The sequence below is a fragment of the Streptomyces nigrescens genome, assembly GCF_027626975.1.
GTDB lineage: Bacteria > Actinomycetota > Actinomycetes > Streptomycetales > Streptomycetaceae > Streptomyces > Streptomyces nigrescens.
Genome location: NZ_CP114203.1, coordinates 2,816,623 through 2,842,892, shown reverse-complemented (window position 1 = coordinate 2,842,892; position 26,270 = coordinate 2,816,623). Strand labels below are relative to the sequence as shown.

Below are 26,270 nucleotides of genomic sequence, written 5' to 3'. Positions count from 1 at the left end.
CGGCGACCGGCCACAATGGACCACATGACGGACTCCCTCGCCCACCCGCATCTGCGTTTCGAGCCGGCCGCCACCGGCCCGGACGGCCCGCGCGACATCGTGATCCTCGGCTCGACCGGGTCGATCGGCACCCAGGCGATCGACATCGTGCTGCGCAACCCCGACCGCTTCCGCGTGACCGCGCTCTCCGCGGCCGGCGGCCGGGTCGAGCTGCTCGCCGATCAGGCGCACCAGCTGCGGGTGAACGCCGTCGCCGTGGCGCGCGAGGACGCGGTGCCCGCGCTGCGTACGGCGCTGGCGGACCGCTACGGCGCGGGCGAGCCGCTGCCCGAGATCCTGGCTGGCCCCGACGCCGCCACCGACCTGGCCGCTTCCCCCTGCCACACCGTCCTCAACGGCATCACCGGCTCCATCGGGCTCGCCCCCACGCTGGCCGCCCTCAAGGCGGGCCGGGTGCTCGCGCTGGCCAACAAGGAGTCGCTGATCGTCGGCGGGCCCCTGGTCAAGGCGATCGCCCGCCCCGGCCAGATCCTCCCCGTCGACTCCGAGCACTCCGCGCTCTTCCAGGCGCTCACCGGCGGCGACCGGGCCGAGGTCCGCAAGCTGGTCGTCACCGCCTCCGGCGGCCCGTTCCGCGGCCGCACCAAGCGTGAGCTGGCCGATGTCACGCCCGAGCAGGCGCTGGCCCACCCCACCTGGTCGATGGGCCCGGTCGTCACCATCAACTCCGCGACCCTCGTCAACAAGGGCCTGGAGGTCATCGAGGCGCATCTGCTCTTCGACGTCCCCTTCGACCGCATCGAGGTCGTCGTCCATCCGCAGTCCTACATCCACTCGATGGTGGAGTTCACCGACGGCTCCACGCTCGCCCAGGCCAGCCCGCCCGACATGCGGATGCCGATCGCCCTGGGCATCGGCTGGCCCGAGCGGGTCCCGGACGCCGCCCCGGGCGTGGACTGGACGAAGGCGCAGACCTGGGAGTTCTTCCCGCTGGACGAGGAGGCCTTCCCCTCCGTCCCGCTCGCCCGCCGGGTCGGTGATCTGGGCGGCACCGCCCCCGCCGTCTTCAACGCGGCGAACGAGGAATGTGTGGAGGCATTCCTCAAGGGCGGGCTGCCGTTCACAGGGATTGTGGATACGGTCGCCGCAGTGGTTGCCGAGCACGGCACGCCCGCACGGGGAACTTCCCTGACGGTCGCGGACGTCCTGGAGGCGGAAACCTGGGCGCGCGCCCGCGCCCGCGAACTGGCCGCCCGTGCGGCACGGACACCTTCGGAGGCTCGAGCATGACGACCTGGATGACCATCCTCGGCATAGTCGTCTTCGTCGTCGGCCTGCTGTTCTCCATTGCCTGGCACGAGCTCGGCCACCTCTCCACGGCCAAGATGTTCGGTATCCGCGTGCCGCAGTACATGGTGGGCTTCGGGCCGACGCTCTTCTCCCGTAAGAAGGGCGATACCGAGTACGGCATCAAGGCCGTCCCGCTCGGCGGCTACATCCGCATGATCGGCATGTTCCCGCCCGGCGACGACGGAAAGCTGCAGGCCCGCTCCACCTCGCCGTTCCGCGGCATGATCGAGGACGCCCGCTCGGCGGCCTTCGAGGAGCTGCAGCCCGGCGACGAGAAGCGGCTCTTCTACACCCGTAAGCCCTGGAAGCGCATCATCGTGATGTTCGCCGGGCCGTTCATGAATCTGATCCTGGCGGTCGTGATCTTCATGAGCGTGCTGATGGGCTTCGGGATCAACACCCAGACCACCCAGGTCGGCTCGGTCTCGGAGTGCGTCATCTCGGCCGCCGCCAAGACCGACAAGTGCCCGGCCGGCGCCAAGGACTCCCCGGCCAAGGCCGCGGGCCTGCGGGCCGGCGACAAGATCGTCTCGTTCAACGGCCACCCCGTGCCGGACTGGGGCGCCCTGCAGCAGCAGATCCGTGACACCACCGGGCCCGCCACCCTCGTCGTCGAGCGGCACGGCGCGCGCGCGACCCTGCACGCCGACCTCATCGAGAACAAGGTCGCCAAGACCGACGGCCGCGGCGGCTATGTCCCCGGCGAATTCGTCACCGCCGGATTCCTCGGCTTCACCCCGGCCAGCGGCGTCGTCCAGCAGTCCTTCGGCCAGTCCGTCGACCGCATGGGCAACATGGTCGAGCAGGGTGTCTCCTCGCTGATAAACCTGCCCGCCAAGGTCCCGGACCTGTGGGACGCGGCCTTCAACGGCGGCGAACGCAAGCAGGACTCCCCGATGGGCGTGGTCGGCGCGGCCCGGGTCGGCGGCGAGGTCTTCTCCCTGGACATCCCGCCGGAGCAGCGGGTGGCGACCATGCTCTTCCTGGTCGCCGGGTTCAACCTCTCGCTGTTCCTGTTCAACATGCTGCCGCTGCTGCCGCTGGACGGCGGGCACATCGCGGGCGCCATGTGGGAGTCCGTCCGACGGGCCTTCGCCAAGATCGTCCGGCGACCCGACCCCGGCCCCTTCGACGTCGCCAAGCTGATGCCGGTCGCCTACGTCGTCGCCGGGATCTTCATCTGCTTCACGCTGCTGGTGCTCGTCGCCGACGTGGTGAATCCGGTGAAGCTGACCTAGAAAGCACGTTTGGCGGCGGCCGGGCACCTCTGTGGCGTTTGGAGGTGCCCGGCCGTCCCCATTCGTGGCGCCACACGGGCGCGATGTGCTTGCCGCGACTCCTGTGCCGTAATCTCGAAGACCGGAGCCCGCCGCTGCGGGGCCTAGATCCACACCTTGGGGTTGCTCGCCAGATGACTGCCATTTCACTGGGAATGCCGGACGTACCGACCAAGCTTGCCGACCGCCGGGTCAGCCGCAAGATCCAGGTCGGGCCGGTCGCCGTGGGCGGAGACGCACCGGTCTCGGTGCAGTCGATGACGACCACACGCACGTCCGACATCGGCGCGACGCTGCAGCAGATCGCCGAGCTGACGGCCTCCGGCTGCCAGATCGTCCGGGTCGCCTGCCCGACGCAGGACGACGCCGACGCGCTGCCCGTGATCGCCCGGAAGTCGCAGATTCCGGTCATCGCGGACATCCATTTCCAGCCGAAGTACGTTTTCGCCGCGATCGACGCGGGCTGCGCCGCGGTCCGGGTGAACCCGGGCAACATCAAGCAGTTCGACGACCAGGTCAAGGAGATCGCCAAGGCCGCCGGCGACGCCGGGACCCCGATCCGGATCGGCGTCAACGCCGGCTCCCTGGACCGCCGCCTGCTGCAGAAGTACGGCAAGGCCACCCCCGAGGCGCTCGTCGAGTCCGCGCTGTGGGAGGCCTCCCTCTTCGAGGAGCACGGCTTCCGCGACATCAAGATCTCGGTCAAGCACAACGACCCGGTCGTGATGGTCAACGCCTACCGCCAGCTCGCCGCCCAGTGCGACTACCCCCTCCACCTCGGTGTCACGGAGGCCGGCCCCGCCTTCCAGGGCACCATCAAGTCCGCCGTCGCCTTCGGCGCGCTGCTCAGCGAGGGCATCGGCGACACCATCCGGGTCTCGCTGTCCGCGCCGCCCGCCGAAGAGGTCAAGGTCGGCATCTCCATCCTGGAGTCGCTCAACCTCCGCCAGCGCCGGCTGGAGATCGTCTCCTGCCCGTCCTGCGGCCGCGCCCAGGTCGATGTCTACAAGCTCGCCGACGAGGTCACCGCGGGTCTGGACGGCATGGAGGTGCCGCTGCGCGTCGCCGTCATGGGCTGTGTCGTCAACGGCCCCGGCGAGGCCCGCGAGGCCGACCTCGGTGTCGCCTCCGGCAACGGCAAGGGCCAGATCTTCGTCAAGGGCGAGGTCATCAAGACCGTCCCCGAGTCGAAGATCGTCGAGACCCTCATCGAAGAGGCCATGAAGATCGCCGAGCAGATGGAGAAGGACGGCATCGCCTCCGGCGAGCCGACCGTGGCCATCGCCGGCTGACCCACGGCCCACCGCACCGCCGCCGAGCCCCGCCGCCCGCCCCGGGCCGCGGGGCTCCGCGCTGCCCGGACAATCCGTCCCGCAGCGGCCGGGTGCTCCCCGCAGGCGCGAGGTAAAGTGCCAGGACCTGCTCCCGCCTGGCCTCCCAGGCCCGTAACGGTGAGGCTTTCCGACACGTGCTGACGACCACCGCCATCAAGGTCCTCGAGCCCGGGGAGCTCGACGACGCCCTCGCGGTCCTCGACCGCGATCCGGTCGCCAATGCCTTTGTCGCCGCCCGTGTACAGATCGCCGGCCTCGACCCCTGGCGGCTCGGCGGTGAGATGTGGGGCTGGTACGTGGACGGTCACCTGGAGTCGCTCTGCTACGCCGGCGCCAACCTCGTCCCCGTCTGCGCCACCTCCGAAGCCATCCGCGGCTTCGCCGAGCGCGCCCGCCGCCAGGGCCGCCGCTGCTCGTCCATCGTCGGCCCCGCGGAAGCCACCGCCGAACTGTGGTCGCTCCTGGAGCCCTACTGGGGGCCGGCCCGCGAAATCCGCGCCCACCAGCCCCTGATGGTCACCACCGCACCCTCCGCCGAGATCGCCCCCGACCCGTACGTCCGGCGGATCCGCAAGAACGAGATGGACCTGATCATGCCCGCGTGCGTGGCCATGTTCACCGAAGAGGTCGGCATCTCCCCGATGGCCGGCGACGGCGGGCTCCTCTACCAGGCCAGGGTCGCCGAACTCGTCGGCGCAGGCCGCTCCTTCGCCCGTATCGAGAACGGCAAGGTCATCTTCAAGGCCGAGATCGGCGCCGCCACCCAGCGGGCCTGCCAGGTCCAGGGCGTCTGGGTCGACCCCGCCTACCGCGGCAAGGGCCTCTCCGAGACCGGGATGGCCGCCGTACTGCGCTACGCCCTCAGCGACGTCGCCCCCGTCGTCAGCCTCTACGTCAACGACTACAACACCGCGGCCCGCGCCTCCTATCGCCGGGTGGGCTTCGAGGAAGTCGGGGCGTTCATGAGCGTACTGTTCTGACGCACCGCCTTGTACGCTCCGAGCATGGATGACGTCGCGGTCGGCCCCCTTGATCTCGCTGCCCGCGTGGACGACGCGCTGGCCGTCCAGGCGCTCGCCTTCGGCCTCAGCGACGAGGAGATCGCCGTCCGCCGGCACATCGTGCTGCGTCACCTCCGCTGCCCCGGCGCCCGGGCGCTCGGTGCCACCACCCCCGACGGCCGGCTGACCGGCTTCGTCTACGGCATGCCCAACGACCGCGCCCACTGGTGGTCCACCGTCGTCGAGCCCTACCTCCGCAGCGAGGGCCTCGACCACTGGCTCGACGACTCCTTCACCATCACCGAGCTGCATGTCCACCCCGCCTACCAGCACCGCGGCATCGGCCGGGCACTGATCACCCGCATCACCGACGAGGCCACCGAACCCCGCTCCATCCTCTCGGCCATCGACACGGAGAGCCCCGCCCGCCGCCTCTACCGTTCCCTCGGCTACCACGACCTGGCCCGCCGCGTCCTCTTCCCCAGCGCCCCCACGCCGTACGCGGTGATGGGGGCGCCCCTCCCTCTGAAGCGGCCTTGACCTTCCTCCCACGTTGTCGGCTTTCCCGCCGTGGGTGTTGCTCGCCGTTGCGCCTGCGGCGGGCTGGGTGGGTGTCGGGTGCGGTGACGGGCCTCCGGGGCAGGGTTTCCGGACTGCTTCGCTTTACGTCCGGAAACCCTGCCCCTCCGGCCCGTCCCCTCCCGTTGGGGGAGTGACTACAGGTGGGTGGGGGCGGGCGTCCGTAGGACGATTCACTGCTCCCTACGACGTGCACGGGACCACCGGCGTGCACCCCCACCCACCGTTTTACCCACCCCTCAACGGGAGGGGACGGGCCGGAGCGGGTGGGGGTGTCCGGACGTAAAGCGAAGCAGTCCGGACACCCCCACCCGCGGAGGCCCGTCACCGCACCCCGACAGCCCCGCGCAGCGGACGCCGGCCCGCCGCCAGGCGCAACGGCGAGGGCACCGCGCAGCGGGCCACAAACGGCGAGCAACCCCCACGGCGGGAAAGCCGAAAACGCGGGAAGGAAGCCCAAGCGCAGCGGCATCGCATTTCCTTGTGCCATACCCCTCCAGCTAACCTCCAGGGAGTCACCTTTCTTACGCAGGAGAATCTCCCATGGCCCACGCCGCACAGGTCCAGCGCATGTCCCGCTTGATGATCAAGACACTGCGCGACGACCCGGCCGACGCCGAGACCGCCAGCCACAAGCTGCTCGTCCGCGCCGGTTACGTCCGCCGCTCCTCCGCCGGCATCTGGACGTGGCTGCCGCTGGGCAAGAAGGTCCTGGAGAACGTCTCCCGCGTGGTGCGCGAGGAGATGGACGCCATCGGTGGCCAGGAGGTCCTGCTGCCGGCCCTGCTGCCCAAGGAGCCCTACGAGGCCAGCGGCCGCTGGGAGGAGTACGGCGACCTGCTCTTCCGCCTCAAGGACCGCAAGGGCGCCGACTACCTCCTCGGCCCCACCCACGAGGAGATCTTCACCCTCACGGTCAAGGACCAGTGCACGTCCTACAAGGACCTGCCGGTGATCCTCTACCAGATCCAGACCAAGTACCGCGACGAGGCCCGTCCCCGCTCCGGTGTGCTGCGCGGCCGCGAGTTCCAGATGAAGGACTCGTACAGCTTCGACACCACCGACGAGGGTCTGGAGCAGTCCTACGCGCTGCACCGCGAGGCCTACACCAAGATCTTCGAGCGGCTCGGCCTGGACTACCGCATCGTCTCCGCCGTCTCCGGCGCGATGGGCGGCTCCGCCTCCGAGGAGTTCCTGGCCCCCGCGGCCGCCGGTGAGGACACCTTCGTCGACTGCCCGGCCTGCGACTACGCCGCCAACACCGAGGCCGTCACGGTCAAGGTCGAGCCGGTCGACGGCGCCGCGCACGGCCCCGTCGAGGTGCTGGACACCCCCGACACCCCGACCATCGAGTCCCTCGCCGAGTACCTCGGTGTGCCGGCCGCCGCGACCCTGAAGAACCTGCTGGTCAAGGTCGACGGCGAGATCGTCGCGGTCGGTGTCCCCGGCAACCGCGAGGTCGACCTCGGCAAGCTCGGTGAGCACCTGGCACCGGCCACCGTCGAGCTGGTCACCGCCGAGGACTTCACCGACCGCCCGGACCTGGTCCGCGGCTATGTCGGCCCGCAGGGCCTGGCCGGCAAGGCGTTCCGCTACATCGCCGACCCGCGCGTCGCCCCCGGCACCGCCTGGGTCACCGGCGCCAACGAGGAGGGCAAGCACGCCAAGAACGTCGTCGCGGGCCGGGACTTCGAGGTCGACGACTACCTCGACGTGGTCGTCGTCGAGCCGGGCGACCCCTGCCCCGAGTGCGGCACCGGCCTGAAGATCGACCGTGCCATCGAGATCGGCCACATCTTCCAGCTCGGCCGCAAGTACGCGGACGCCTTCGAGCTCGATGTGCTCGGCCAGAACGGCAAGCCCGCCCGGGTCACCATGGGCTCCTACGGCATCGGCGTCTCCCGTGCGGTGGCCGCCCTCGCCGAGCAGACCCACGACGACAAGGGTCTGTGCTGGCCCCGCGAGATCGCCCCGGCCGATGTGCATGTCGTCGCGGCCGGCAAGGCCAAGCAGACCGAGCTCGCCCTGGAGGTCGGCGAGCAGCTCGGCGCCGCGGGCCTGCGGGTCCTCGTCGACGACCGGGCCGGGGTCTCGCCGGGCGTGAAGTTCACCGACGCCGAGCTGCTCGGCGTCCCGACCATCGTGGTCGCCGGCCGGCGTGCCGCCGAGGGCGTCGTCGAGGTCAAGGACCGCCGTACCGGCGAGCGCGAGGAGCTGACGGTCGAGGAGGCCGTCGCCCGCCTCAGCGCGTAACCGGCGCACGACGAACGGGCCGGCCAGGGGTACGCCCCGGCCGGCCCGTTCGCATGCGCACCGAGCCGGTCCGGTGGAGGGACACGGGCTCACGCCGCCCCAGTGGACGGCCCTACAGCCAGGCCGCGAACTCCAGCAGCTGTTCACCGCGCTGCCGGTCGCCCACGGCCGCCTCCCGCACGCCGGTGTCCACGGCCCGGTACAGCGTCCAGTCGCGCAGCCGGTCCCGGTCCACCTCCAGGGAGTCGGCCAGCTTGGCCACCCGGCGGCGGGCCGCGGCGGCCGCGCCGGAACCGGCCAGCAGATCCTCGAACCGGTCCAGCACCAGCGCCGCCAGGTCGTACGCCCGCTCGCCGACCACCGGCGCCGGGCCGACCGCCAGCCAGGGCGCCCGCGCACCGGCCAGCACCTTGCCCTGCCGGAACGCGCCGTGCAGCAGAAACTGCTCGTCGGACCCGTCCGGCAGACCGCGCCGCAGCTCCAGTGCCTGCTCCACCAGCGGCCCGGCGGCCCGGGTCAGGGCCCCGGCGGTGCGCAGCCCCTCCACGGCCTCCTCCGTACGCGCGGCCAGCGTCTCGAAGGGATGGCCCGGGCCGGGCTGCACCCACAGCCGCCGCACCGTACCGGCCGCCTCCAGCAGCGCCTTGGCCTCCGGCAGCGAACGCAGCGACACCCCGCCCTGCAGCCGCTCCAGCAGCAGCGCACCGCTCTTGTCGTCGGACCGCAGCAGCCGCACCGCGCCCCAGCCGTCCCACACCTCCAGCGCCGCCGCCTCGTGCGCCGACACCCGCCCCGGCACCGGGAACTTCAGCGCCGCGGGCGTTCCGTCCTGCTGCCGCACGAGCGCGAGCAGACTGCTGCGGCCACCGGGCGCGTGCACCCGCTCCAGCGTCAGCTCCCAGGCCTCCAGCCGCTGCTGAACCAGCGTCGGGAGTGCCGTGAGCCACTGCCGCACCGGACTTTCCGGATCGCTGCTCAGCGAACTCACCAACCGCTGCGGCGGTTCGATGGGTGCCGTTGCCATGCTTGAGCTGTCCTTTTCCTGGGGGCCGGGACCGCAAAGGCGGCCGGTCGTTCAGAGCGCGCCCGCGGGGGCGCTCGCGGAGCCGGACGGAGCGGCGTCCGCGGCCCGTTCCACGAGCCCAGGGAAGGCTACGCCGCCGCCGCGCCAGCGCACCGACCGCACCGCCGCCTCGCGCAGCGCGGCCGCCGCCTCCCGCCGCCTGACCGAGCCGCCGGCCCGTACGAGATCCGCGTACACGGCGGCCAGCCGGTCCTCCAGCTCCGCCGCCAGCCGGGCCGCGGCTGCCGCGTCCGGCACCGGGAAGGGCAGCTTGTAGGCGGCGGCCGCGGCCTGCGGTGTACCGCCCAGGTCGCGCACCACGCGGCGCAGCGCATCCCGGCGGGCGCGATGTCCGTCGTACGCCGCCTGGGCCTCCTCGCGCCGGTCACCGGCGATCCGCCCGCCGACCACCCCGTAGCCGTACACCGCCGCATGCTCGGCGGCCAGTGCCGCCTGCACCGCCGTCAGCTCCTCGTGGCCGCTGTCGTCGTTGTCGCGCCTGCTGCCGCGAGCCGTTCCGGCCGTCATCCGCACGCCCCTTCGCTGGTCGTTGCCCGGTGTCCCGCCGTGCCCGTCATCCGGCCCGCTCCGCCAGCAGATACGCATGCACCGCACCGGCCGCCGCGACCGAGGCCAGCAGCCGGGCCAGTTCCGGGGGCGCGGCGAGCAGCGCCTTGGTGCGGACGTCGGCGAGCCGGCGTTCCGCGTCGGCGAGCGCCGAGCGGGCGGCCCGCTCGTCCTGGGGGACCGGGGGGCCGGACGGCCGGTCGCCGTGCGGCGAGGGACCGGACGCGGGCGCTCCGGCGTCGCGCGCCGGGCCGTCGGAGGCGCCGCCGGGGGAGGGCGAGGTGCGGTCGTCGCCGAACGCCTCGGCGTGCCGGGCGACTTCGGAGCGCAGCGGGCGCAGCCGTGACTCCAGTGCCGGATGCGCGGCCAGTGTCGCGTCGTAGCGCGCCAGCAGGGTGGTGCTGTCGCGGGCCGAGCGTTTGCGCAGCCGTTCGGCGGCGGAGGAGTGTTCGGCCCGTTCGGGGCCGGAGTCCTCCGAGCAGCCCGTGAGCAGGGCCGCGCCCCCGAGGGCGGCGCCGGCCAGCAGGGTCCTTCTACGCGCGTACGCCACTTTCGGCACGTTGCACTTCCCGGGGTCTTCCGTAGTGATCACCGCAGGCGAGAGTATCCGTGACCACCCACCGAATCGTCAGTACCCCGCCGGAACCGATAGGCTTTGACCCGACACGCGACCTACCCACAACAGCACACGCGGCCGAGGAGTCACCCGGATGAGCACCACCCAGAGCGAGAGGCTGCGCGGACTGCTTGAACCGCTCATCGCCGCGCGCGACCTGGATCTGGAAGAGATCGAGGTGACACCGGCAGGCAAGCGGCGGGTGCTGAGGATCGTGGTCGATTCCGACGAGGGCGTCCAGCTGGACGAGTGTGCCGCGCTGAGCCGCGAGGCCTCCGAGGTCCTGGACGACTCCGATGTGATGGGCGGCGCCCCGTACACCCTCGAGGTGACCTCACCCGGCGCCGACCGCCCGCTGACCGAGCTGCGGCACTACCGCCGCGCCGTCGGCCGCCTCATCAAGGCCCAACTCCACGAGGGCGGCGAGCTGGTGGCCCGGATCACCGCCGTCGACGAGTCCGGACTGGACCTCGAGGTGCCGGGCGTCAAGGGCCGCAAGCCGACCGCACGCCGGGTCTCCTTCGACGAGATCGCCAAGGCGCGCGTCGAGCTGGAGTTCAACCGCAAGTCCGACAAGCGCGACGCGCAGCACGACGAGAAGATCGACGAGAACAAGGAGGAGGCGTAGCCGTGGATATCGACATGAGTGCCCTGCGGGGTCTGGTGCGGGAGAAGGAGATCTCGTTCGACCTGCTGGTCGAGGCGATCGAGTCGGCCCTCCTCATCGCCTACCACCGCACCGAAGGCAGCCGCCGGCGGGCGCGGGTGGAGCTGGACCGCAGCACCGGCCATGTGACGGTGTGGGCGAAGGAAGACCCCGAGGACCTCACGGAGGGCGAGGAGCCCCGCGAGTTCGACGACACCCCCTCCGGCTTCGGGCGGATCGCGGCGACCACCGCCAAGCAGGTCATCCTGCAGCGGCTGCGGGACGCCGAGGAAGAGATCACGTTCGGTGAGTACGCCGGACGGGAGGGCGATGTCGTCACCGGCGTCGTCCAGCAGGGCAAGGACCCCAAGAACGTCCTGGTCGACATCGGCCGCCTGGAGGCCATCCTGCCGGTGCAGGAGCAGGTCCCCGGTGAGGACTACGCACACGGCACCCGGCTGCGCTCGTACGTCGTACGGGTGGTCAAGGGCGTCCGCGGCCCGTCCGTGACGCTCTCGCGCACCCACCCCAATCTGGTGAAGAAGCTCTTCGCCATGGAGGTCCCGGAGATCGCGGACGGCTCGGTGGAGATCTCCGCCATCGCCCGCGAGGCCGGCCACCGCACCAAGATCGCCGTACGGTCGACGCGCTCCGGCCTGAACGCCAAGGGCGCCTGCATCGGCCCGATGGGCGGCCGGGTGCGCGCCGTGATGGCCGAGCTGCACGGCGAGAAGATCGACATCGTGGACTGGTCGGACGACCCGGCCGAGCTGGTGGCGAACGCGCTGTCGCCGGCCCGGGTCAGCAAGGTCGAGGTCGTGGACCTGGCGGCACGCTCCGCCCGGGTCACCGTGCCCGACTACCAGCTGTCACTGGCCATCGGCAAGGAAGGGCAGAATGCCCGGCTCGCCGCCCGCCTCACGGGCTGGCGGATCGACATCCGTCCGGACACCGAGCACACGCCGCAGGACTGAGACCGTCCGAGGCAGCCGGCTACGCCGCGGCCCCCGAAAAATCGGTGGTGCCGCGGCGCTCCGCCGGGAATTCTGAGCAGCGCTCCGGCCTTCACCCCAGCGGGGCCGGGCCGGCGCGGGGAGGTAGACTTAAGCAGTGTCTGGCCGGACGCATGCCCGCGCATGCCCTGAGCGCACCTGTCTGGGATGCCGGGAGCGAGCGGCCAAGGGCGATTTGCTGCGCATCGTGGAGATCGAGGGTGAGTGTGTCCCCGATCCTCGCGGTACGCTGCCCGGCCGGGGTGCTTATGTGCACCCGACACTGGTCTGCCTCGACCCGGCGGTTCGCCGCCGGGCGTTCAACCGGGCCTACCGGGCCCGGGGACCGTTCGACACGACGGCCTTGCGCCAGTACGTCGAACGCGCCGAGCAGCCCCTGCAATAACGCACAGCACGAAATGCACAGCGCACGGAAAACCGTGCGGTCAGGTACCTCGCGAGTCGGAAGTAGGTCGAGATTGCGATGAGCACTCGATGAGTACGCGATGAGTACGCCCATGAAGTAGCGACGGTCCGGTGGACAAACCCGGACCTAGAAGGAGCGAAGTGGCTAAGGTCCGGGTATACGAACTCGCCAAGGAGTTCGGTGTTGAGAGCAAGGTCGTCATGGCCAAGCTCCAAGAACTTGGTGAATTCGTCCGTTCGGCGTCCTCGACGATCGAGGCGCCGGTTGTTCGCAAGTTGACCGACGCTTTCCAGGCAGGCAGCGGCAATGGCCGCGCCGCCGGTAAGCCCGCGGCGCCGCGGAAGTCGGCCCCCGCGAAGCCGTCCGCGCCCTCTCCGGCGCAGGCGGCGCGTCCTGCTGCCCCGAAGCCGGGCGCCCCCAAGCCGGGCCCCGCGGCTCCGGCAGCCCCCGAGGCACCGAAGGCCCCCGAGGCCCCGGTGGCTCCCAAGAGCACTCCCGCCGCCGGCCCCACCCCGGGTCCGCGGCCCACGCCGGCCCCGAAGGCTCCGGCGCCCAAGCCCGCTCCGGCCGCCCCCGCGCAGCCCGAGTTCCAGGCTCCGCCGTCCGCGCCGGCCGCTCCCGCCGCCGGCCAGTCGGCTCCCCGTCCCGGTGCCCCCGCCCCGCGTCCGGCCCGTCCGGCGTCCGGCCAGGGCGGTCAGGGCGGTCAGGGTGGTCAGGGCCGCGGTAACGCTCCGCGTCCCGGTGGCGAGCGTCCGAGCCCGCGTCCCGGCGGCCGTCCGTCCGGCCCCCGTCCGGGCAACAACCCCTTCACGTCCGGTGGCTCCACGGGCATGGCCCGTCCGCAGGCCCCCCGTCCCGGTGGCGCTCCGCGCCCCGGCGGCCAGGGTGGTCCCGGCGGTCCCCGTCCGCAGGGCGGCGGCCAGGGCGGCCCCCGTCCCCAGGGTGGTCAGGGCGGCGCGCGTCCGACCCCGGGCGGTATGCCCCGTCCGCAGGGTGCGGCCCCCGGTGGCGCCCCGCGTCCCGGTGGTGGCGGCGGTAACCGCCCGAACCCGGGCATGATGCCGCAGCGTCCCGCTGCCGGCCCGCGTCCGGGCCCCGGCGGTGGCGGTGGCCGTGGTCCCGGCGGCGCCGGTCGTCCCGGTGGTGGCGGCGGTCGTCCCGGTGGTGGCGGCGGTTTCGCCGGCCGTCCCGGTGGTGGCGGCGGTCGTCCGGGTGGCGGCGGCGGTTTCGCCGGTCGTCCCGGTGGCGGCGGTCCCGGTGGTGGCGGCGGCTTCGGCGGTCGTCCCGGCTTCGGTGGCCGTCCCGGCGGTCCCGGTGGCCGTGGTGGCACGCAGGGTGCGTTCGGCCGTCCCGGCGGTCCGGCGCGCCGTGGCCGCAAGTCGAAGCGGCAGAGGCGTCAGGAGTACGAGGCCATGCAGGCCCCGTCGGTGGGCGGCATCATGCTGCCGCGCGGCAACGGCGCGACGGTTCGCCTGTCGCGTGGTGCCTCGCTGACGGACTTCGCCGAGAAGATCAACGCCAACCCGGCGTCGCTGGTCCAGGTCATGCTGAACCTGGGCGAGATGGTCACCGCGACCCAGTCGGTCTCCGACGAGACGCTGCAGCTGCTCGCCGAAGAGATGAACTACGTCGTCGAGATCGTCAGCCCGGAGGAGGAGGACCGCGAGCTGCTCGAGTCCTTCGACATCGACTTCGGTGAGAACGAGGGCGGCGAGGACATGCTCGTCGCGCGTCCGCCGGTGGTGACCGTCATGGGTCACGTCGACCACGGTAAGACGCGACTGCTCGACGCGATCCGCAAGACGAACGTCATCGCGGGCGAGGCCGGCGGCATCACCCAGCACATCGGTGCCTACCAGGTCGCGACCGAGGTCAACGACGAAGAGCGTCGGATCACCTTCATCGACACCCCGGGTCACGAGGCGTTCACCGCCATGCGTGCCCGTGGTGCCAAGTCGACCGACATCGCGATCCTCGTGGTGGCGGCCAACGACGGTGTCATGCCGCAGACGATCGAGGCCCTGAACCACGCCAAGGCGGCCGAGGTGCCGATCGTGGTCGCGGTCAACAAGATCGACGTCGAGGGCGCCGACCCGACCAAGGTGCGCGGCCAGCTCACCGAGTTCGGTCTGGTGGCCGAGGAGTACGGCGGCGACACCATGTTCGTCGACATCTCCGCCCGTGAGGGTCTGAACATCGAGCAGCTGCTCGAGGCCGTGGTCCTGACCGCGGACGCCTCGCTCGACCTGCGCGCCAACGCGGAGCAGGACGCGCAGGGCATCGCGATCGAGGCCCACCTCGACCGTGGCCGTGGCGCCGTGGCGACCGTCCTGGTCCAGCGCGGCACGCTGCGCGTCGGCGAGACGATGGTGGTCGGCGACGCGTACGGCCGAGTCCGTGCGATGTTCGACGACAAGGGCAACAACGTCGAGGAAGCGGGTCCGTCGACCCCCGTCCTGGTCCTGGGTCTGACCAACGTCCCGGGTGCCGGAGACAACTTCCTGGTCGTCGACGAGGACCGTACGGCCCGTCAGATCGCCGAGAAGCGCGCGGCGCGCGAGCGCAACGCCGCCTTCGCCAAGCGCACCCGCCGGGTGTCCCTCGAGGACCTGGACAAGGTGCTCAAGGCCGGCGAGGTCCAGCAGCTCAACCTCATCATCAAGGGTGACGCTTCTGGTTCCGTCGAGGCCCTGGAGTCCTCGCTGCTCCAGCTCGACGTCGGCGAAGAGGTCGACATCCGCGTGCTGCACCGCGGCGTCGGTGCGGTCACGGAGACCGACATCAACCTGGCGTCCGGCTCCGACGCGATCGTCATCGGCTTCAACGTGCGCGCCGAAGGCCGTGCGACGCAGATGGCCGAGCGCGAGGGCGTCGACGTCCGGTACTACTCGGTCATCTACCAGGCGATCGAGGAGATCGAGGCGGCCCTCAAGGGCATGCTCAAGCCGGAGTACGAGGAGGTCGAGCTCGGTACCGCGGAGATCCGCGAGATCTTCCGCTCGTCCAAGCTCGGCAACATCGCGGGTGTGCTCATCCGCTCCGGCGAGGTCAAGCGCAACACCAAGGCGCGCCTCATCCGCGACGGCAAGGTGGTCGCGGAGGACCTCAACATCCAGGGTCTGCGCCGGTTCAAGGACGACGTCACCGAGATCCGCGAAGGCTTCGAGGGCGGTATCAACCTCGGAAACTTCAACGACATCAAGATCGACGACGTCATCGCGACGTACGAGATGCGCGAGAAGCCGCGCGGCTGATCGTGCAGCGGCCCGCCCGTAGCGCGGTCCACCCGAGGTGGTGGCCGGGCGACGGGCGGGTGGCCGGCCGGGGCCGGTCGGCGGAGAAATTTCCGTCGATCGGCCCCGGCCGTTCCGTGTACGGTTCGAAATGACCCTCCGGCGCACGCCGGGCGGTGACCCCAGGGCCTCGCGGGTGGCTTGACCCGTCTTGCATGTACGTAGGGACGCTGTCCTTTGACCTGCTTCTCGGCGACGTACGGTCGCTGAAGGAGAAGCGCTCCGTCGTCCGCCCGATCGTCGCCGAGCTGCACCGCAAATACGCGGTGAGCGTCGCCGAGGTCGGGGACCAGGATCTGCACCGCAGGGCCAGGATCGGCCTGGCGGTGGTGTCCGGGGACACGGGGCATCTCACCGATGTCATGGACCGCTGCGAGCGCCTGGTCGCCGCACGGCCCGAAGTGGAACTGCTGTCGGTACGCCGACGGCTGCACGGCGACGAGGACTGACCTGATGACCAGGCATCCCGCCGCCGGCGGAAGCACAATTGTGGAAGAAAGAAGGAGACGGACCAGTGGCCGACAATGCGCGGGCGAAGAAGCTGGCGGACCTCATCCGGGAGGTGGTCGCCCAGAAGCTGCAGCGCGGTATCAAGGACCCGCGGCTCGGTTCGCATGTGACCATCACGGACACCCGGGTCACCGGCGACCTGCGGGAGGCTACGGTCTTCTACACGGTCTACGGGGACGATGAGGACCGCGCCAGCGCCGCCGCCGGACTGGAGAGCGCCAAGGGCATCCTGCGTTCCGCGGTCGGTGCGGCCGCCGGCACGAAGTTCACGCCGACCCTGGCGTTCGTGGCGGACGCCCTGCCGGAGACCGCCAAGACCATCGAGGACCTGCTCGACAAGGCACGGGCCTCGGACGCCAAGGTGCGCGAGGTCTCCTCGGGCGCGCAGTACGCCGGCGAGGCCGATCCGTACCGCAAGCCGGGCGAGGACGAGGACGACGAGGGCACCGCGGCAGAATGAAGCGTGAGAGCAACAAGCCGGGCGGGCTCGTCATCGTCGACAAGCCGTCCGGCTTCACTTCGCACGACGTGGTGGCGAAGATGCGCGGTATGGCGCGCACCCGCCGGGTCGGGCACGCCGGCACCCTCGACCCGATGGCGACGGGCGTACTCGTCCTGGGCATCGAGCGGGCCACCAAGCTGCTGGGCCACCTCGCGCTGACGGAGAAGGAGTACGTCGGCACGATCAGGCTCGGCCAGACGACCGTCACCGATGACGCCGAGGGCGAGATCACCGAGTCGAAGCCGGCGCACGGCCTCGCCCGTGAGGACATCGACGCGGGCGTCGCCGAGCTGTCCGGCGCGATCATGCAGGTCCCGTCCAAGGTCAGCGCCATCAAGATCAACGGCAAGCGCTCGTACTCGCGGGTCCGTGAGGGCGAGGACGTGGAGATCCCGGCCCGTCCGGTGACCGTCTCCTCGTTCGTGGTGCACTCCGCGCACGAGGCCGAGGCCGAGGACGGCACCCCGGTGACCGATCTGCTGGTCTCCGTCGAGTGCTCGTCCGGTACCTACATCCGCGCGCTGGCCCGCGATCTGGGGGCCGGGCTCGGCGTCGGCGGCCATCTGACCGCGCTGCGCCGCACCCGCGTCGGCCCGTACAAGCTGGACCGGGCGCGCACGCTCGAACAGCTCCAGGCCGCGGTGGACGACACCGAGGGCGAGGGCCTGCCGGTCATGCCGCTCGGCGACGCGGCGGCCGCGGCGTTCACCCGCTGGGATGTCGCCGAGCCGCAGGCGCGGCTGCTGCTCAACGGCGCGCGGATCCCGATGCCCCGCTTCGAGGGCAGCGGCCCGGTCGCGGCGTTCGGGCCGGACGGCCGGTTCCTGGCGCTGGTGGAGAATCAGGGCGGGAAGGCCAAGAGCCTGGCGGTGTTCGCGGTCTAGGGCGGGTTCGTGGCCTGATATCGAGGGCCGGGTCCGGAGCGTGGAGACGCGCTCGGGACCCGGCCTTCTGCATGGCCGCACACGGGACACCGAAGGCCACCCGGCGGCGGCGAGGGCATGCGGGTGCCGCCGCAACCGGCACCGGCGCCGGCCCGCGCGCCACCCGCCCCTGCCCCTCCACTCCGACAGGTTCCGGCCATTCACTCATTCGGTGAGGCGCTCGGAGTGAATCAAGGAGTGGACGGGGGCGCGTTGGCAGCGCTCCCTGTCGGGACGATCACCGCCTGCTTACCGTTCGGAGGACGGACAGGGCGAGAGGACCGGCGATGGCATTGCTGGATGCCGATGCGGACGTGGCACTGGTGCGTATCCGCGATCTGGCAGGTCGGACGCGGGGTACGGGCTTCCTTGCGGACCACGACGGCACCGTGGTCACCAGCCACGAAGCGGTGGACGGCGCGGCACAGCTGGTGCTGCAGCCCATGGCGGACGGCGCGGGCGGGGGTGCGGCCGGGGGCGGCGGATGGACCTGCCTGGTGGCGGCCGATGCGATCACGCCCCTTCCGGAGGCCGGGCTCGCCCTCGTACGGACCGACAGTTTCGGACCGCACCGGCTCGCGCCGCTGCCCCTCGCCACGGGCCGGCCGGCGCCGGGCACCCGCGCCCGGCTCTGGGCGGGCGGCTGGCTGGACGGCACGGTCGTCGGGCCGGGCTCCGGGGTGATGTACACGGCCACCGCCCGCGTCCACCTGCTCGACGAAACGCTGGAACTCGGCCTCTGCGCGGGCGGCCGGGAGGCGCTGCGGCTGGGCGGTCCCGCGGTCGGCGGACCGGTGCTGGACGCACGGACAGGGGCGGTGCTCGGGGTCCTCGGCACCGCGCTGCACCCCCAGGCCCCCGGCGCTGTCCGGGCGGGGCAGACCCCAGGGCGCCGGGCGGACGGCTTCGCGATCCCGCTGCGCGCGGTCGCCGAGGCCGCACCGCGCGGCCCGCTCGCCGCGCTGCTGGAGCGCAATGCGGCGCACGTACCGGCTTACGGCAGCGAGCTGAACCAGGCCGGCGCGTGGCACCTCGCCGAGGTGGCGCTGGGCTCCGCCGCGCGGCCACGACTGTGGCGCGAGCCGGTCGAACGGCCGGACGTGGCGGCGGAGTTCACGCGCTTCGGGGACGACGACGGGGCAGCGGGCGCACGCGTACTGGCACTGGTGGGGGAGCCGGGGACCGGGCGGAGCACCGACTGGCCGGGCTGGCCGGCCGCCGGGCCCAGGGTCCGGCCCCCGCGCCGACCGTCTGGCTGCGCGGTGCGCAGTTGCGGCCCGGCGACGACGGCATCCGCAGCGCGGTCGAGCGCGCGCTGCGCTCCGCGGGCCGGACCGTCGCCGACGCGGGCCGTACGGCCGGTGATCCGGCGGACATCACGGCGCAGGGCGTGGCCCGCGCGGCGGCCGCGGCCGGACGTCCGCTGCTCGTGCTGCTCGACGGGCCGGAGGAGATGCCGACGGGCCTGCTGCGGCGGCTGGCCGAGTGGACCGGGGCGACGGCCGACTGGCTGGGTACGGCCGGGGTGCGGCTGGTGATCGCCTGCCGTCCCGAGTACTGGGAGCGGGCCGGTGCGCTCTTCCCGCCCGGCCTGCTGCACCGCCCGCACCGTCCGGTGCCCGCGCTGCCCGCCTGCGTGGAGCTCGGAGACCTCCCCCAGGAGGCGGCGGAGCGCGCCCGCGCCCGCTACGGCCTGCCACCCGGCACACCGGCCGCGCCGGACGCCCGCCATCCGCTGGCCCTGCGGCTGCTCGCGGAGGTCCGGGCGGCGCTGCCCAAGGGGGACACATCCGGACGGGACACCGGCCTCGGCACTCCGGACCGCCACCAGATCTTCGACGCCTACCTGGACCTGGTGTGCCTGCGCATCGCCGTACGGATCGCGGCCGCCCACCGGCCCGTGCTGCGCGGCACCGCCGTACGCAGGCTGGCCGCCCAGGTCGCCGGCCAGGTGCACGAGGCGGCCCGCCGCTGTCTCGGCCCCGGCCCGGGCGCGCTGGACCGTACGTCCTTCGAGGAGGTCTTTCCGCGGGCGGCCGGCTGGGCCTCTGCGGTGCTCACCGAGGGGCTGCTGGTCCCGGCGGGCACGGGATACCGCTTCGCGCACGAGGAGTTGGCGGAGTGGCTGCAGGGTGCCCATGCCGACCTCGATCTGCTGCCCGTCCCCGGACGCCGCCCCGGGCCGGTCGTCCAGGCGCTGCTGCGGCTCGCCGCCCGGGAGGGCTCGGTACAACTGACCTTCCGGCTGGCGGAGTTGGTGCCGATGGCGACCGCCCCCGCCGCCGGTACACCGGCCCCGCACGCCGTGGACGGCCGCTGGTGGGCCGCCCGCGTGCTCTCCGGGGTGCTGCTCCGGGTCCCCGACGCGAGGCCGTACACGGGCGTGCTGCGGCTGCTCGCCGACCGGATCACCGAACGGTCGCTCCGGGCGGGCGGTTTCCCGCACACCGGGCTGGAGGCCTTCGGGCCGTGGTTCTGGGAGCGGCTGGCGCTGCCGGACGAGGACCGGATGGATCTGCTGCGCCGCCTGCTCCCGGCCGACGGGCCACCGGCGGGGGCGGGGCGGGTGCCGGGTGGTGGGGAGCGGGGTGGCGTGCAGCGGGCAGGGGCGGCGGGCGCCACGGCCGGTGCGCCGGCCGGTCCGTCGGTGCCACGCAGCCGGTCGTCCGCGTCCTCGTCCGCTGCCGTCGCTCCTCCGGCCGGACCCTCGTCGTCCGGCTCGTCATCGGCCGGTCTGGCGTCGTCCGGCTCGTCATCGGCCGGTCTGGCGTCGTCCGGTCCGTCGTCGGGTGACCTGTCGTCGCGTGATGCGTCGTCGGGTGATCCGGTGCCGTCCGACGGCGGGCCGTGCTCCGGCCGTGCCTTCGCCCCACCCCCGCGCGTACGTGTCCATCCCACCGATGACCCGTCCGCCGGCCGGTGGGACGGCGAGACCTCGCGGGGCCGGACGCACCCGGCCGGAGCGCCCCGCCCCACTCCTGTTGCGGACACCGGCGACGGACCGTCCGGCGAGGACGAGGCCGCCGGAGCATCCATGACCGAGGCCGGCGCACCGCGCTCCTCGCGTTTCCTCGACGCAGCGGCCGAGCTGCTGTGCGCGGACCCGGAGCGGATGCAGCCGCTGCTGTGCGCCTGGTTCGACGACACCCGCCCGCTGCAGCGCCCCGGTGGCGACGAGGCCGGCGGCCCGGCTCGCCGTGCCCTGCCCCGCGAGATCACCGTGGCCGCCGCCGCGCAGGCCCTGCTGCACACCCACCGCCGACAGGCGCTCGACGCCCTCACGGAGGCGCTGGTGGAGGCCGCGCACCCCAAGGGCGACGAGCTGATGGACGCGCTCGCCGAGGACGATCCGGCGGCGGTGTGCCGGGCCGTGGACCGCTGGGCGCACGACAAACGCCCCGAGCGCCGGGCCGCCGCCGCGTCTTACGGCCTGCGGGCCGCCCCGTACGTCACCGCCGCAGCCGACCGCGCCCTGCTGCGCTACGCCGCCCTCTGCCTCCTGGCCCGGACCGCCGACAGCGCCCATCACGGCTCCGCGCTCGCCCTGCTGATCGGCGATCCGGCCACCCGCGCCCGCTTCCTGGACCGGGCACTGGCCCGCTTCGTGGCGGGGGATCCACAGCTGCCGCCCACGGCGTTCCGGGCCGCCCTCACCGACCATCCCGGGCCGGTGCTGGACGCCTTCCGGGCCCGGCTGGTCGGAGGCGCCGGTCCGCCGGTGGCCGCCGGGCTGCTGCGGATGCTCGCCCGCACCGAGGAGCCGGTGCTCGCCGCCCGTATCGACGGTCTGGTCCGCGACTGTGCCCGGCACTGCCCGGACCGCACCGCGCGGCCGGTCGCGGAGTTCGTCGAGCGCCGTCTCGAACGCGGACCGGCCGCCCGTGCGGCGCTCCGCCCGCTCGCCGCCGAGCTGCTGACCGGATACCCCGTACCGGTCCGGTGCGCGCTCGCTGCGGTGGTGGCCGAGGTCGGCTCCGGCGACTCGGCCCCGTTGCGCCGTGAGCTGCTGGAGGTGCTGCTGACGCAGGAGGCGTCGTACGCGGCACCGCACGGCGGGTACGAGGAGACCGGGCGGGACACCCGTGTGCTGGAGGCGCTGCTGCAGGCGGCCGCGGAGGGAGCGGAGCGGCGGCCGGCCGAGCGCACCCGGGAGCTGGTGCACCGCACCGGGATGCTGCTGGCCCGTACGCCCGAGGGCGCGGAATGCTTCGACCGGCGGCTGGTGGAGCTCGGGCGGCGGGTGCCCGGCTTCGCGCGGCGGGTGCAGGACTGGGTGGCGGACGAGCCGGGGGAGTGGGCGGCAGTGGTGGGCCCCGGCGCCCGTGCCACGCTCGCCGGGTCCCTCGGCTGACCGGCGGGCGAGCGGGCGGACACGCCGCCCGGCCCGCGTGGACGCACCGGCTCGCACCTGCCGGCCGTCCCGCGCGCCGGCGGTGGACGGCCGTCCTGAGCCACCCTTCGCGCGGAGCACCACCCACGGCATGGCAGTCTTAGACCTGCGCCATGCCGACGTGGCGCAATGGACGGACAAGGGTTCGGGCGAGGAGCGGGCACAGTGCAGCGCTGGCGTGGCTTGGAGGACATCCCCGAGGGCTGGGGGCGCAGCGTCGTCACCATCGGCTCGTACGACGGAGTGCACCGCGGCCACCAATTGATCATCGGCAAGGCCGTCGCGCGCGCCCGTGAGCTGGGGATTCCCGCGGTGGTCGTCACCTTCGACCCGCACCCGAGCGAGGTCGTGCGGCCCGGCACCCACCCGCCGCTGCTGGCGCCGCACCACCGGCGCGCGGAGCTGATGGCCGGTCTGGGGGTGGACGCGGTGCTGATCCTCCCGTTCACCAAGGAGTTCTCGAAGCTGTCCCCGGCCGACTTCGTGGTCAAGGTGCTGGTCGACAAGCTCCACGCGCAGGTCGTCGTCGAGGGCCCCAACTTCCGCTTCGGGCACAAGGCGACCGGCAACGTCGAGACCCTCGCCGAGCTCGGGACCACCTACGACTACACCGTGGAGGTCATCGACCTCTTCGAGCGCGGTGCGGCGGGCGGCGGCGAGCCGTTCTCCTCCACGCTCACCCGACGCCTGGTCGCCGAGGGCGATGTGGCCGGTGCGATGGAGGTCCTCGGCCGGCCCCACCGCGTCGAGGGCGTCGTCGTACGCGGTGCCCAGCGCGGCCGTGAACTGGGCTTCCCGACGGCCAATGTGGAGACTTTGCCGCACACCGCGATCCCGGCCGACGGTGTCTACGCGGGGCTGCTGCAGGTGGAGGGCGAGGCGATGCCCGCGGCCATCTCGGTCGGCACCAACCCGCAGTTCGACGGCAAGGCGCGCACCGTCGAGGCATACGCCATCGACCGCGTCGGCCTGGACCTGTACGGCCTGCACGTCGGGGTGGACTTCCTCGCCTACATCCGCGGCCAGGAGAAGTTCGACACGCTGGACGCCCTGTTGGAGCGGATGGCGGTCGACGTGAAGCTGGCGCGGGGGCTGATCGCGGCGGCGGGGTGAGGGCAGGGGTGGGTTAGTTCCCTCTGCTTCTCCTGCCTCTGGGGTGTTCCTTTGCCTCTGGGGTGTTCCTTTGCCGGGGTGTTCCCTTGCCGGGGTGTTCCCTTGCCTCTGGGGTGTTCACCTTGCCGGGGTTTTCCTTTGCCCCTGGGTTGCTCCTTGCCGCCGTTCTTCCGGGGGCTGCCGCGTTACTTCCCCCCAGGGGCTGCCGCCTTACTCCCCCCCACCCCCAACTCCCCCTCCACCCCCACCCCCCCGCTAGTTGTTTCCCCGCCGCCCACCCCCCTTCGGGGGGTGGGCGGGTGTAGGAGGTGAGGTGCGGCAGCTTCGGGGTGGGCGGATTCAGCGGTCCCGCCGTGCCAACTCGGCTGATATCAGGTGGAGTTCGGCCGGGATCGGTTCACTCGACCGGGGGATGACGTGATACGGGGCGGGGCCCGGCACTTCACAAGTGCCGGGCCCCGCCCCGTTCTGCGCTACGCCTGCCTCACTGCGGAGGTGGCTGCTGCTGCCACCCGGGCGCCAGACCGGGCCCGTCCGGCTGCGGTGCGTCCGGAGCGGGCTGTTGCTGCTGCCAGTGGGCCGGCGGCTGGCCCTGCTGCGGCTGCTGGGTCCAGCCACCCTGCTGCGGCGGGTAGCCGGCCGGCGGCTGGCCCTGTTGCGGCTGCTGCGGCTGGCCCTGCTGGGCGTACTGCTGCTGCGCGTACGGGTCGCCGCCCATCTGCTGCTGGGCGTACGGATCCCCGCCCATCTGCTGCTGGGGGTACATGCCCTGCGCCTGCTGCGCCCGCGCGAAGTCCTCGGCCACCAGGGCGGAGAGGTTGAAGTACGCCTCGCGGGTCTTGGGCCGCATCATGTCGAGGTCGACCTCGGCACCGGCGGCGAGATGCTCGTCGAACGGGACGACCACGACACCGCGGCAACGGGTCTCGAAGTGCGACACGATGTCATCGATCTTGATCATCTTGCCGGTCTCACGGACACCCGAGATGACCGTGATGCCGCGCTGCACCAGGTCGGCGTAGCCGTGCGCGGACAGCCAGTCCAGGGTGGTGCTCGCGCTGCTCGCGCCGTCCACGGACGGGGTGGAGATGATGATCAACTGGTCGGCGAGATCGAGGACTCCGCGCATCGCGCTGTAGAGGAGACCGGTTCCCGAGTCGGTGAGGATGACCGGGTACTGCTTGCCGAGGACATCGATCGCCCGCCGGTAGTCATCGTCGTTGAAGGTCGTCGAGACGGCCGGGTCGACGTCGTTGGCGAGGATCTCCAGGCCCGAGGGAGCCTGCGAGGTGAACCGGCGGATGTCCATGTAGCTGTGCAGATGCGGGATCGCCTGCACCAGGTCACGGATGGTCGCACCGGTCTCGCGGCGCACCCGTCGGCCGAGCGTGCCGGCGTCCGGGTTGGCGTCGATCGCCAGGATCTTGTCCTGCCGCTCGGACGCGAGCGTGGAGCCCAGTGCGGTGGTCGTGGTGGTCTTGCCGACACCGCCCTTGAGGCTGATCACCGCGATCCGGTAACAGGACATCACCGGCGTACGGATCAGCTCCAGCTTGCGCTGCCGCTCCGCCTCTTCCTTCTTCGCGCCCAGCTTGAACTTGGACGGCTGGGCATTGGCGCCCGGCTTGCGCTTCTTGGGCTGGTTGCGCAGCAGCCGGTCGGAGGTCAGCTCGACGGCAGCGCTGTAGCCGAGCGGTGCGCCGGGAGCGGCCCGCTGCTGCGGCTGCTGCTGACCCGGCTGCGAGTACGACGCGTAGTTGGCCGCGGCGTTCGGGTCGCCGGTCTGCTGACCGGGCAGCGGCTGGTACTGCTGCGCTTGCTGGGCCTGGGCTTGCTGAGCCTGGGCCTGCTGGGCCTGGTGTGCTTGCTGGGCTTGTTGGGCCTGCTGCGCCTGCTGGGCTTGCTGTGCCTGCGCCGCCTGGGCCTGGGCCTGGGCCTGCGCCTGGGCGGCCTGAGCCTGCGCCGCCTGCTGGGCGGCCTGCTGGTGGGCGTACCCGGCCTGCGCCTGGCCCTGCTGCGGATAGCCCTGCGCACCGGTCTGCGGGTAGCCGTAACCCGACTGCTGCGCGGCCGCGTGGGGTTGCTGCTGAGCCTGCGGCTGCGGTTGCGGCTGGGCCTGCTGGGGGTAGCCGTACGCGGGCTGCGGATAGCCGTACGCGGGCTGTTGCTGCTGCGCGGGCGCGCCCTGCTGCTGTTGCGGGTAGCCGGCCTGCTGTGCGGGCTGTCCCTGGGCGTACCCGGCCTGTGGCTGCTGGGCCTGCGGCTGCGGCTGCGGTTGCGCCTGCGGTTGCTGCTGGGCCGGTGCCGACTGCTGGCCCTGCTGCGACTGCTGAGCGGCCTGTGCCTGTGCCTGTGCCGTCCGCGGGTCCGCGGGCTGGTACTCCGGGGGCAGCGGCGGCAGCGTGCCCTGTCCCGGCACACCCTGCTGCTGACCCTCCGCCGCGGTGCCCCAAGGAGCACCCTGCTGAGGAACTCCTTGCTGCGGAACGCCCTGCTGGGGCACACCCTGCGGCGGAGTTGCCTGATGCGGCGTCGCCTGCTGCGGAACGTCCTGCTGCTGCGGAGCCGTCTGCTGGGGAACCTCCTGCTGCGGAACACCCTGCACGGGCACGCCCTGCTGGGGCACAACCGGCTGCGGCTGCGGCTGCGGTTGGGCCGGTGCGGGCTGTGCGCCCTGTGTGGCGGCCTCGGGCGCGGGCTGCGCGGGAATCGCGGCCTCAGCGTCCGGTGCACCGTCCTCGACGGGGGCGGGCGCAGCCGAGGTCTCCGGCTGCGGTGCCGCGTCGGTGGGCGTGACCTCGGGTTCGGACGCGCTCTCCGCCTCCGGCTCGGTGTCATCGTCGTCGCCCCAGAGGGAGACCGACGGATCGACGCCCGTGCCCGAGCGCTGATTACCGGTAACGGCACCCTCGTTCGCGGCCGGTGCGGCCTCCGTGGGCACCTCCGGCGTGGTGGCCGGGGGAGTGGCGGCGGCCGGGGCGTCATTGCCCGTTTCCTGGGGGCGCAGCGTCGGGAATCCCGGCGGTGCGGCCTCCGCGGGCCCGGGGAGCGGCTGGCCCAGGGGCGGCCCGACGGGGGGCTGGGCCTCGGCGGTCGGAGTGGCGGGCGAGGACGCAGGAGGAGCCGCGGACGAAGCGGTGGCACTGGTGCCGCCACCACTGGTGTCGTTGCTCGCGTACCAGGCCGGTGCGGCGAAATCGATCTTGAACTCACCGGTCAGGTCGAACTCGGACTGGTCGTCGTCAGGATCGTTTCCGTCCGGACGGAAAGCCTCCTGCTCGTTCACTGTGCCTCCTGGTGTACTGCAACGCACCTGAACGGCAGGACCGGATACAGGCGGATCGATCGGATGTAGCGGAAGTCGGAACACACCACCCGGGGTTGCGCCAACACTAACTGTCTCCATCCCCGTATCGACTGCCGTCGTGCTGTGC

19 protein-coding genes are annotated in these 26,270 nt (G+C 72.5%); 15 read left to right on the top strand and 4 right to left on the bottom strand.

The window, feature by feature from the left end; all coding sequences use genetic code 11:
- Positions 1 to 24: 24 nt before the first annotated feature.
- From dxr to STRNI_RS12755, 6 genes are all read left to right on the top strand, one after another.
- Positions 25 to 1,290: a 1-deoxy-D-xylulose-5-phosphate reductoisomerase gene (gene dxr, locus STRNI_RS12780; protein ID WP_018087097.1), complete on the top strand. Its 1,266-nt coding sequence runs from the start codon at positions 25 to 27 to the stop codon at positions 1,288 to 1,290.
- Entirely contained in the window at positions 1,287 to 2,588 is a 1,302-nt protein-coding gene (locus STRNI_RS12775; RefSeq protein WP_018087096.1) for a M50 family metallopeptidase, read from the top strand. Before dxr ends, STRNI_RS12775 begins: the two co-directional genes overlap by 4 nt.
- Before the next feature lie 173 nt (positions 2,589 to 2,761).
- Positions 2,762 to 3,919: a flavodoxin-dependent (E)-4-hydroxy-3-methylbut-2-enyl-diphosphate synthase gene (ispG, locus tag STRNI_RS12770; protein ID WP_159485918.1), complete on the top strand. Its 1,158-nt coding sequence runs from the start codon at positions 2,762 to 2,764 to the stop codon at positions 3,917 to 3,919.
- A gap of 176 nt (positions 3,920 to 4,095) precedes the next feature.
- Positions 4,096 to 4,941, top strand: coding sequence for a GNAT family N-acetyltransferase (locus STRNI_RS12765; RefSeq protein ID WP_018087094.1), 846 nt, complete (start codon positions 4,096 to 4,098; stop codon positions 4,939 to 4,941).
- 24 nt (positions 4,942 to 4,965) lie between these two features.
- Positions 4,966 to 5,502, top strand: a complete 537-nt coding sequence (locus tag STRNI_RS12760) for a GNAT family N-acetyltransferase (RefSeq protein ID WP_018087093.1) — start codon at positions 4,966 to 4,968, stop codon at positions 5,500 to 5,502.
- 582 nt (positions 5,503 to 6,084) lie between these two features.
- Positions 6,085 to 7,794 carry a proline--tRNA ligase gene (locus tag STRNI_RS12755; RefSeq protein WP_018093384.1) on the top strand — a complete coding sequence of 570 codons (1,710 nt, stop codon included), beginning with the start codon at positions 6,085 to 6,087 and terminating at the stop codon, positions 7,792 to 7,794.
- A 112-nt stretch (positions 7,795 to 7,906) separates the two neighbouring features.
- Here the strand turns inward: STRNI_RS12755 and STRNI_RS12750 are convergent, their stop codons facing one another.
- Genes STRNI_RS12750 through STRNI_RS12740 form a run of 3 tightly spaced genes read right to left on the bottom strand, consistent with a single transcriptional unit; the run spans position 7,907 to position 10,016 of the window.
- Entirely contained in the window at positions 7,907 to 8,818 is a 912-nt protein-coding gene (locus STRNI_RS12750) for an aminoglycoside phosphotransferase family protein (RefSeq protein ID WP_277411287.1), read from the bottom strand.
- A gap of 51 nt (positions 8,819 to 8,869) precedes the next feature.
- Positions 8,870 to 9,385: a ferritin-like domain-containing protein gene (locus STRNI_RS12745; RefSeq protein ID WP_018093382.1), complete on the bottom strand. Its 516-nt coding sequence runs from the start codon at positions 9,383 to 9,385 to the stop codon at positions 8,870 to 8,872.
- Positions 9,386 to 9,431: 46 nt separating this feature from the next.
- Positions 9,432 to 10,016, bottom strand: coding sequence for a hypothetical protein (locus tag STRNI_RS12740; RefSeq protein ID WP_381844603.1), 585 nt, complete (start codon positions 10,014 to 10,016; stop codon positions 9,432 to 9,434).
- 118 nt (positions 10,017 to 10,134) lie between these two features.
- On the opposite strand from STRNI_RS12740, the gene rimP reads away from it, so the two are divergent.
- From rimP to STRNI_RS12695, 9 genes are all read left to right on the top strand, one after another.
- The gene (gene rimP, locus STRNI_RS12735; protein WP_159485912.1) at positions 10,135 to 10,668 is read left to right on the top strand and encodes a ribosome maturation factor RimP; all 534 of its coding nucleotides are present in this window, start codon (positions 10,135 to 10,137) and stop codon (positions 10,666 to 10,668) included.
- 2 nt (positions 10,669 to 10,670) lie between these two features.
- Positions 10,671 to 11,660 carry a transcription termination factor NusA gene (nusA, locus tag STRNI_RS12730; protein WP_018093379.1) on the top strand — a complete coding sequence of 330 codons (990 nt, stop codon included), beginning with the start codon at positions 10,671 to 10,673 and terminating at the stop codon, positions 11,658 to 11,660.
- 136 nt (positions 11,661 to 11,796) lie between these two features.
- On the top strand, positions 11,797 to 12,084 hold the full coding sequence (locus tag STRNI_RS12725; RefSeq protein ID WP_063822565.1) for a YlxR family protein: 288 nt from the start codon (positions 11,797 to 11,799) through the stop codon (positions 12,082 to 12,084).
- 161 nt (positions 12,085 to 12,245) lie between these two features.
- Positions 12,246 to 15,359 carry a translation initiation factor IF-2 gene (gene infB, locus STRNI_RS12720; protein ID WP_277411286.1) on the top strand — a complete coding sequence of 1,038 codons (3,114 nt, stop codon included), beginning with the start codon at positions 12,246 to 12,248 and terminating at the stop codon, positions 15,357 to 15,359.
- Positions 15,360 to 15,553: 194 nt separating this feature from the next.
- Positions 15,554 to 15,847 carry a DUF503 domain-containing protein gene (locus tag STRNI_RS12715; protein ID WP_018093376.1) on the top strand — a complete coding sequence of 98 codons (294 nt, stop codon included), beginning with the start codon at positions 15,554 to 15,556 and terminating at the stop codon, positions 15,845 to 15,847.
- Between the two features lie 65 nt (positions 15,848 to 15,912).
- Positions 15,913 to 16,368, top strand: a complete 456-nt coding sequence (rbfA, locus tag STRNI_RS12710; RefSeq protein ID WP_018093375.1) for a 30S ribosome-binding factor RbfA — start codon at positions 15,913 to 15,915, stop codon at positions 16,366 to 16,368.
- The gene (gene truB / locus STRNI_RS12705; protein ID WP_018093374.1) at positions 16,365 to 17,294 is read left to right on the top strand and encodes a tRNA pseudouridine(55) synthase TruB; all 930 of its coding nucleotides are present in this window, start codon (positions 16,365 to 16,367) and stop codon (positions 17,292 to 17,294) included. Before rbfA ends, truB begins: the two co-directional genes overlap by 4 nt.
- Positions 17,295 to 18,603: 1,309 nt before the next feature.
- On the top strand, positions 18,604 to 21,684 hold the full coding sequence (locus STRNI_RS12700) for a hypothetical protein (protein ID WP_277411285.1): 3,081 nt from the start codon (positions 18,604 to 18,606) through the stop codon (positions 21,682 to 21,684).
- A gap of 204 nt (positions 21,685 to 21,888) precedes the next feature.
- On the top strand, positions 21,889 to 22,836 hold the full coding sequence (locus STRNI_RS12695) for a bifunctional riboflavin kinase/FAD synthetase (RefSeq protein WP_018093372.1): 948 nt from the start codon (positions 21,889 to 21,891) through the stop codon (positions 22,834 to 22,836).
- Between the two features lie 484 nt (positions 22,837 to 23,320).
- On the opposite strand, the gene STRNI_RS12690 is transcribed toward STRNI_RS12695, so the two are convergent.
- Entirely contained in the window at positions 23,321 to 26,122 is a 2,802-nt protein-coding gene (locus STRNI_RS12690) for an SCO5717 family growth-regulating ATPase (protein ID WP_277411284.1), read from the bottom strand.
- Between the last annotated feature and the right edge of the window lie 148 nt (positions 26,123 to 26,270).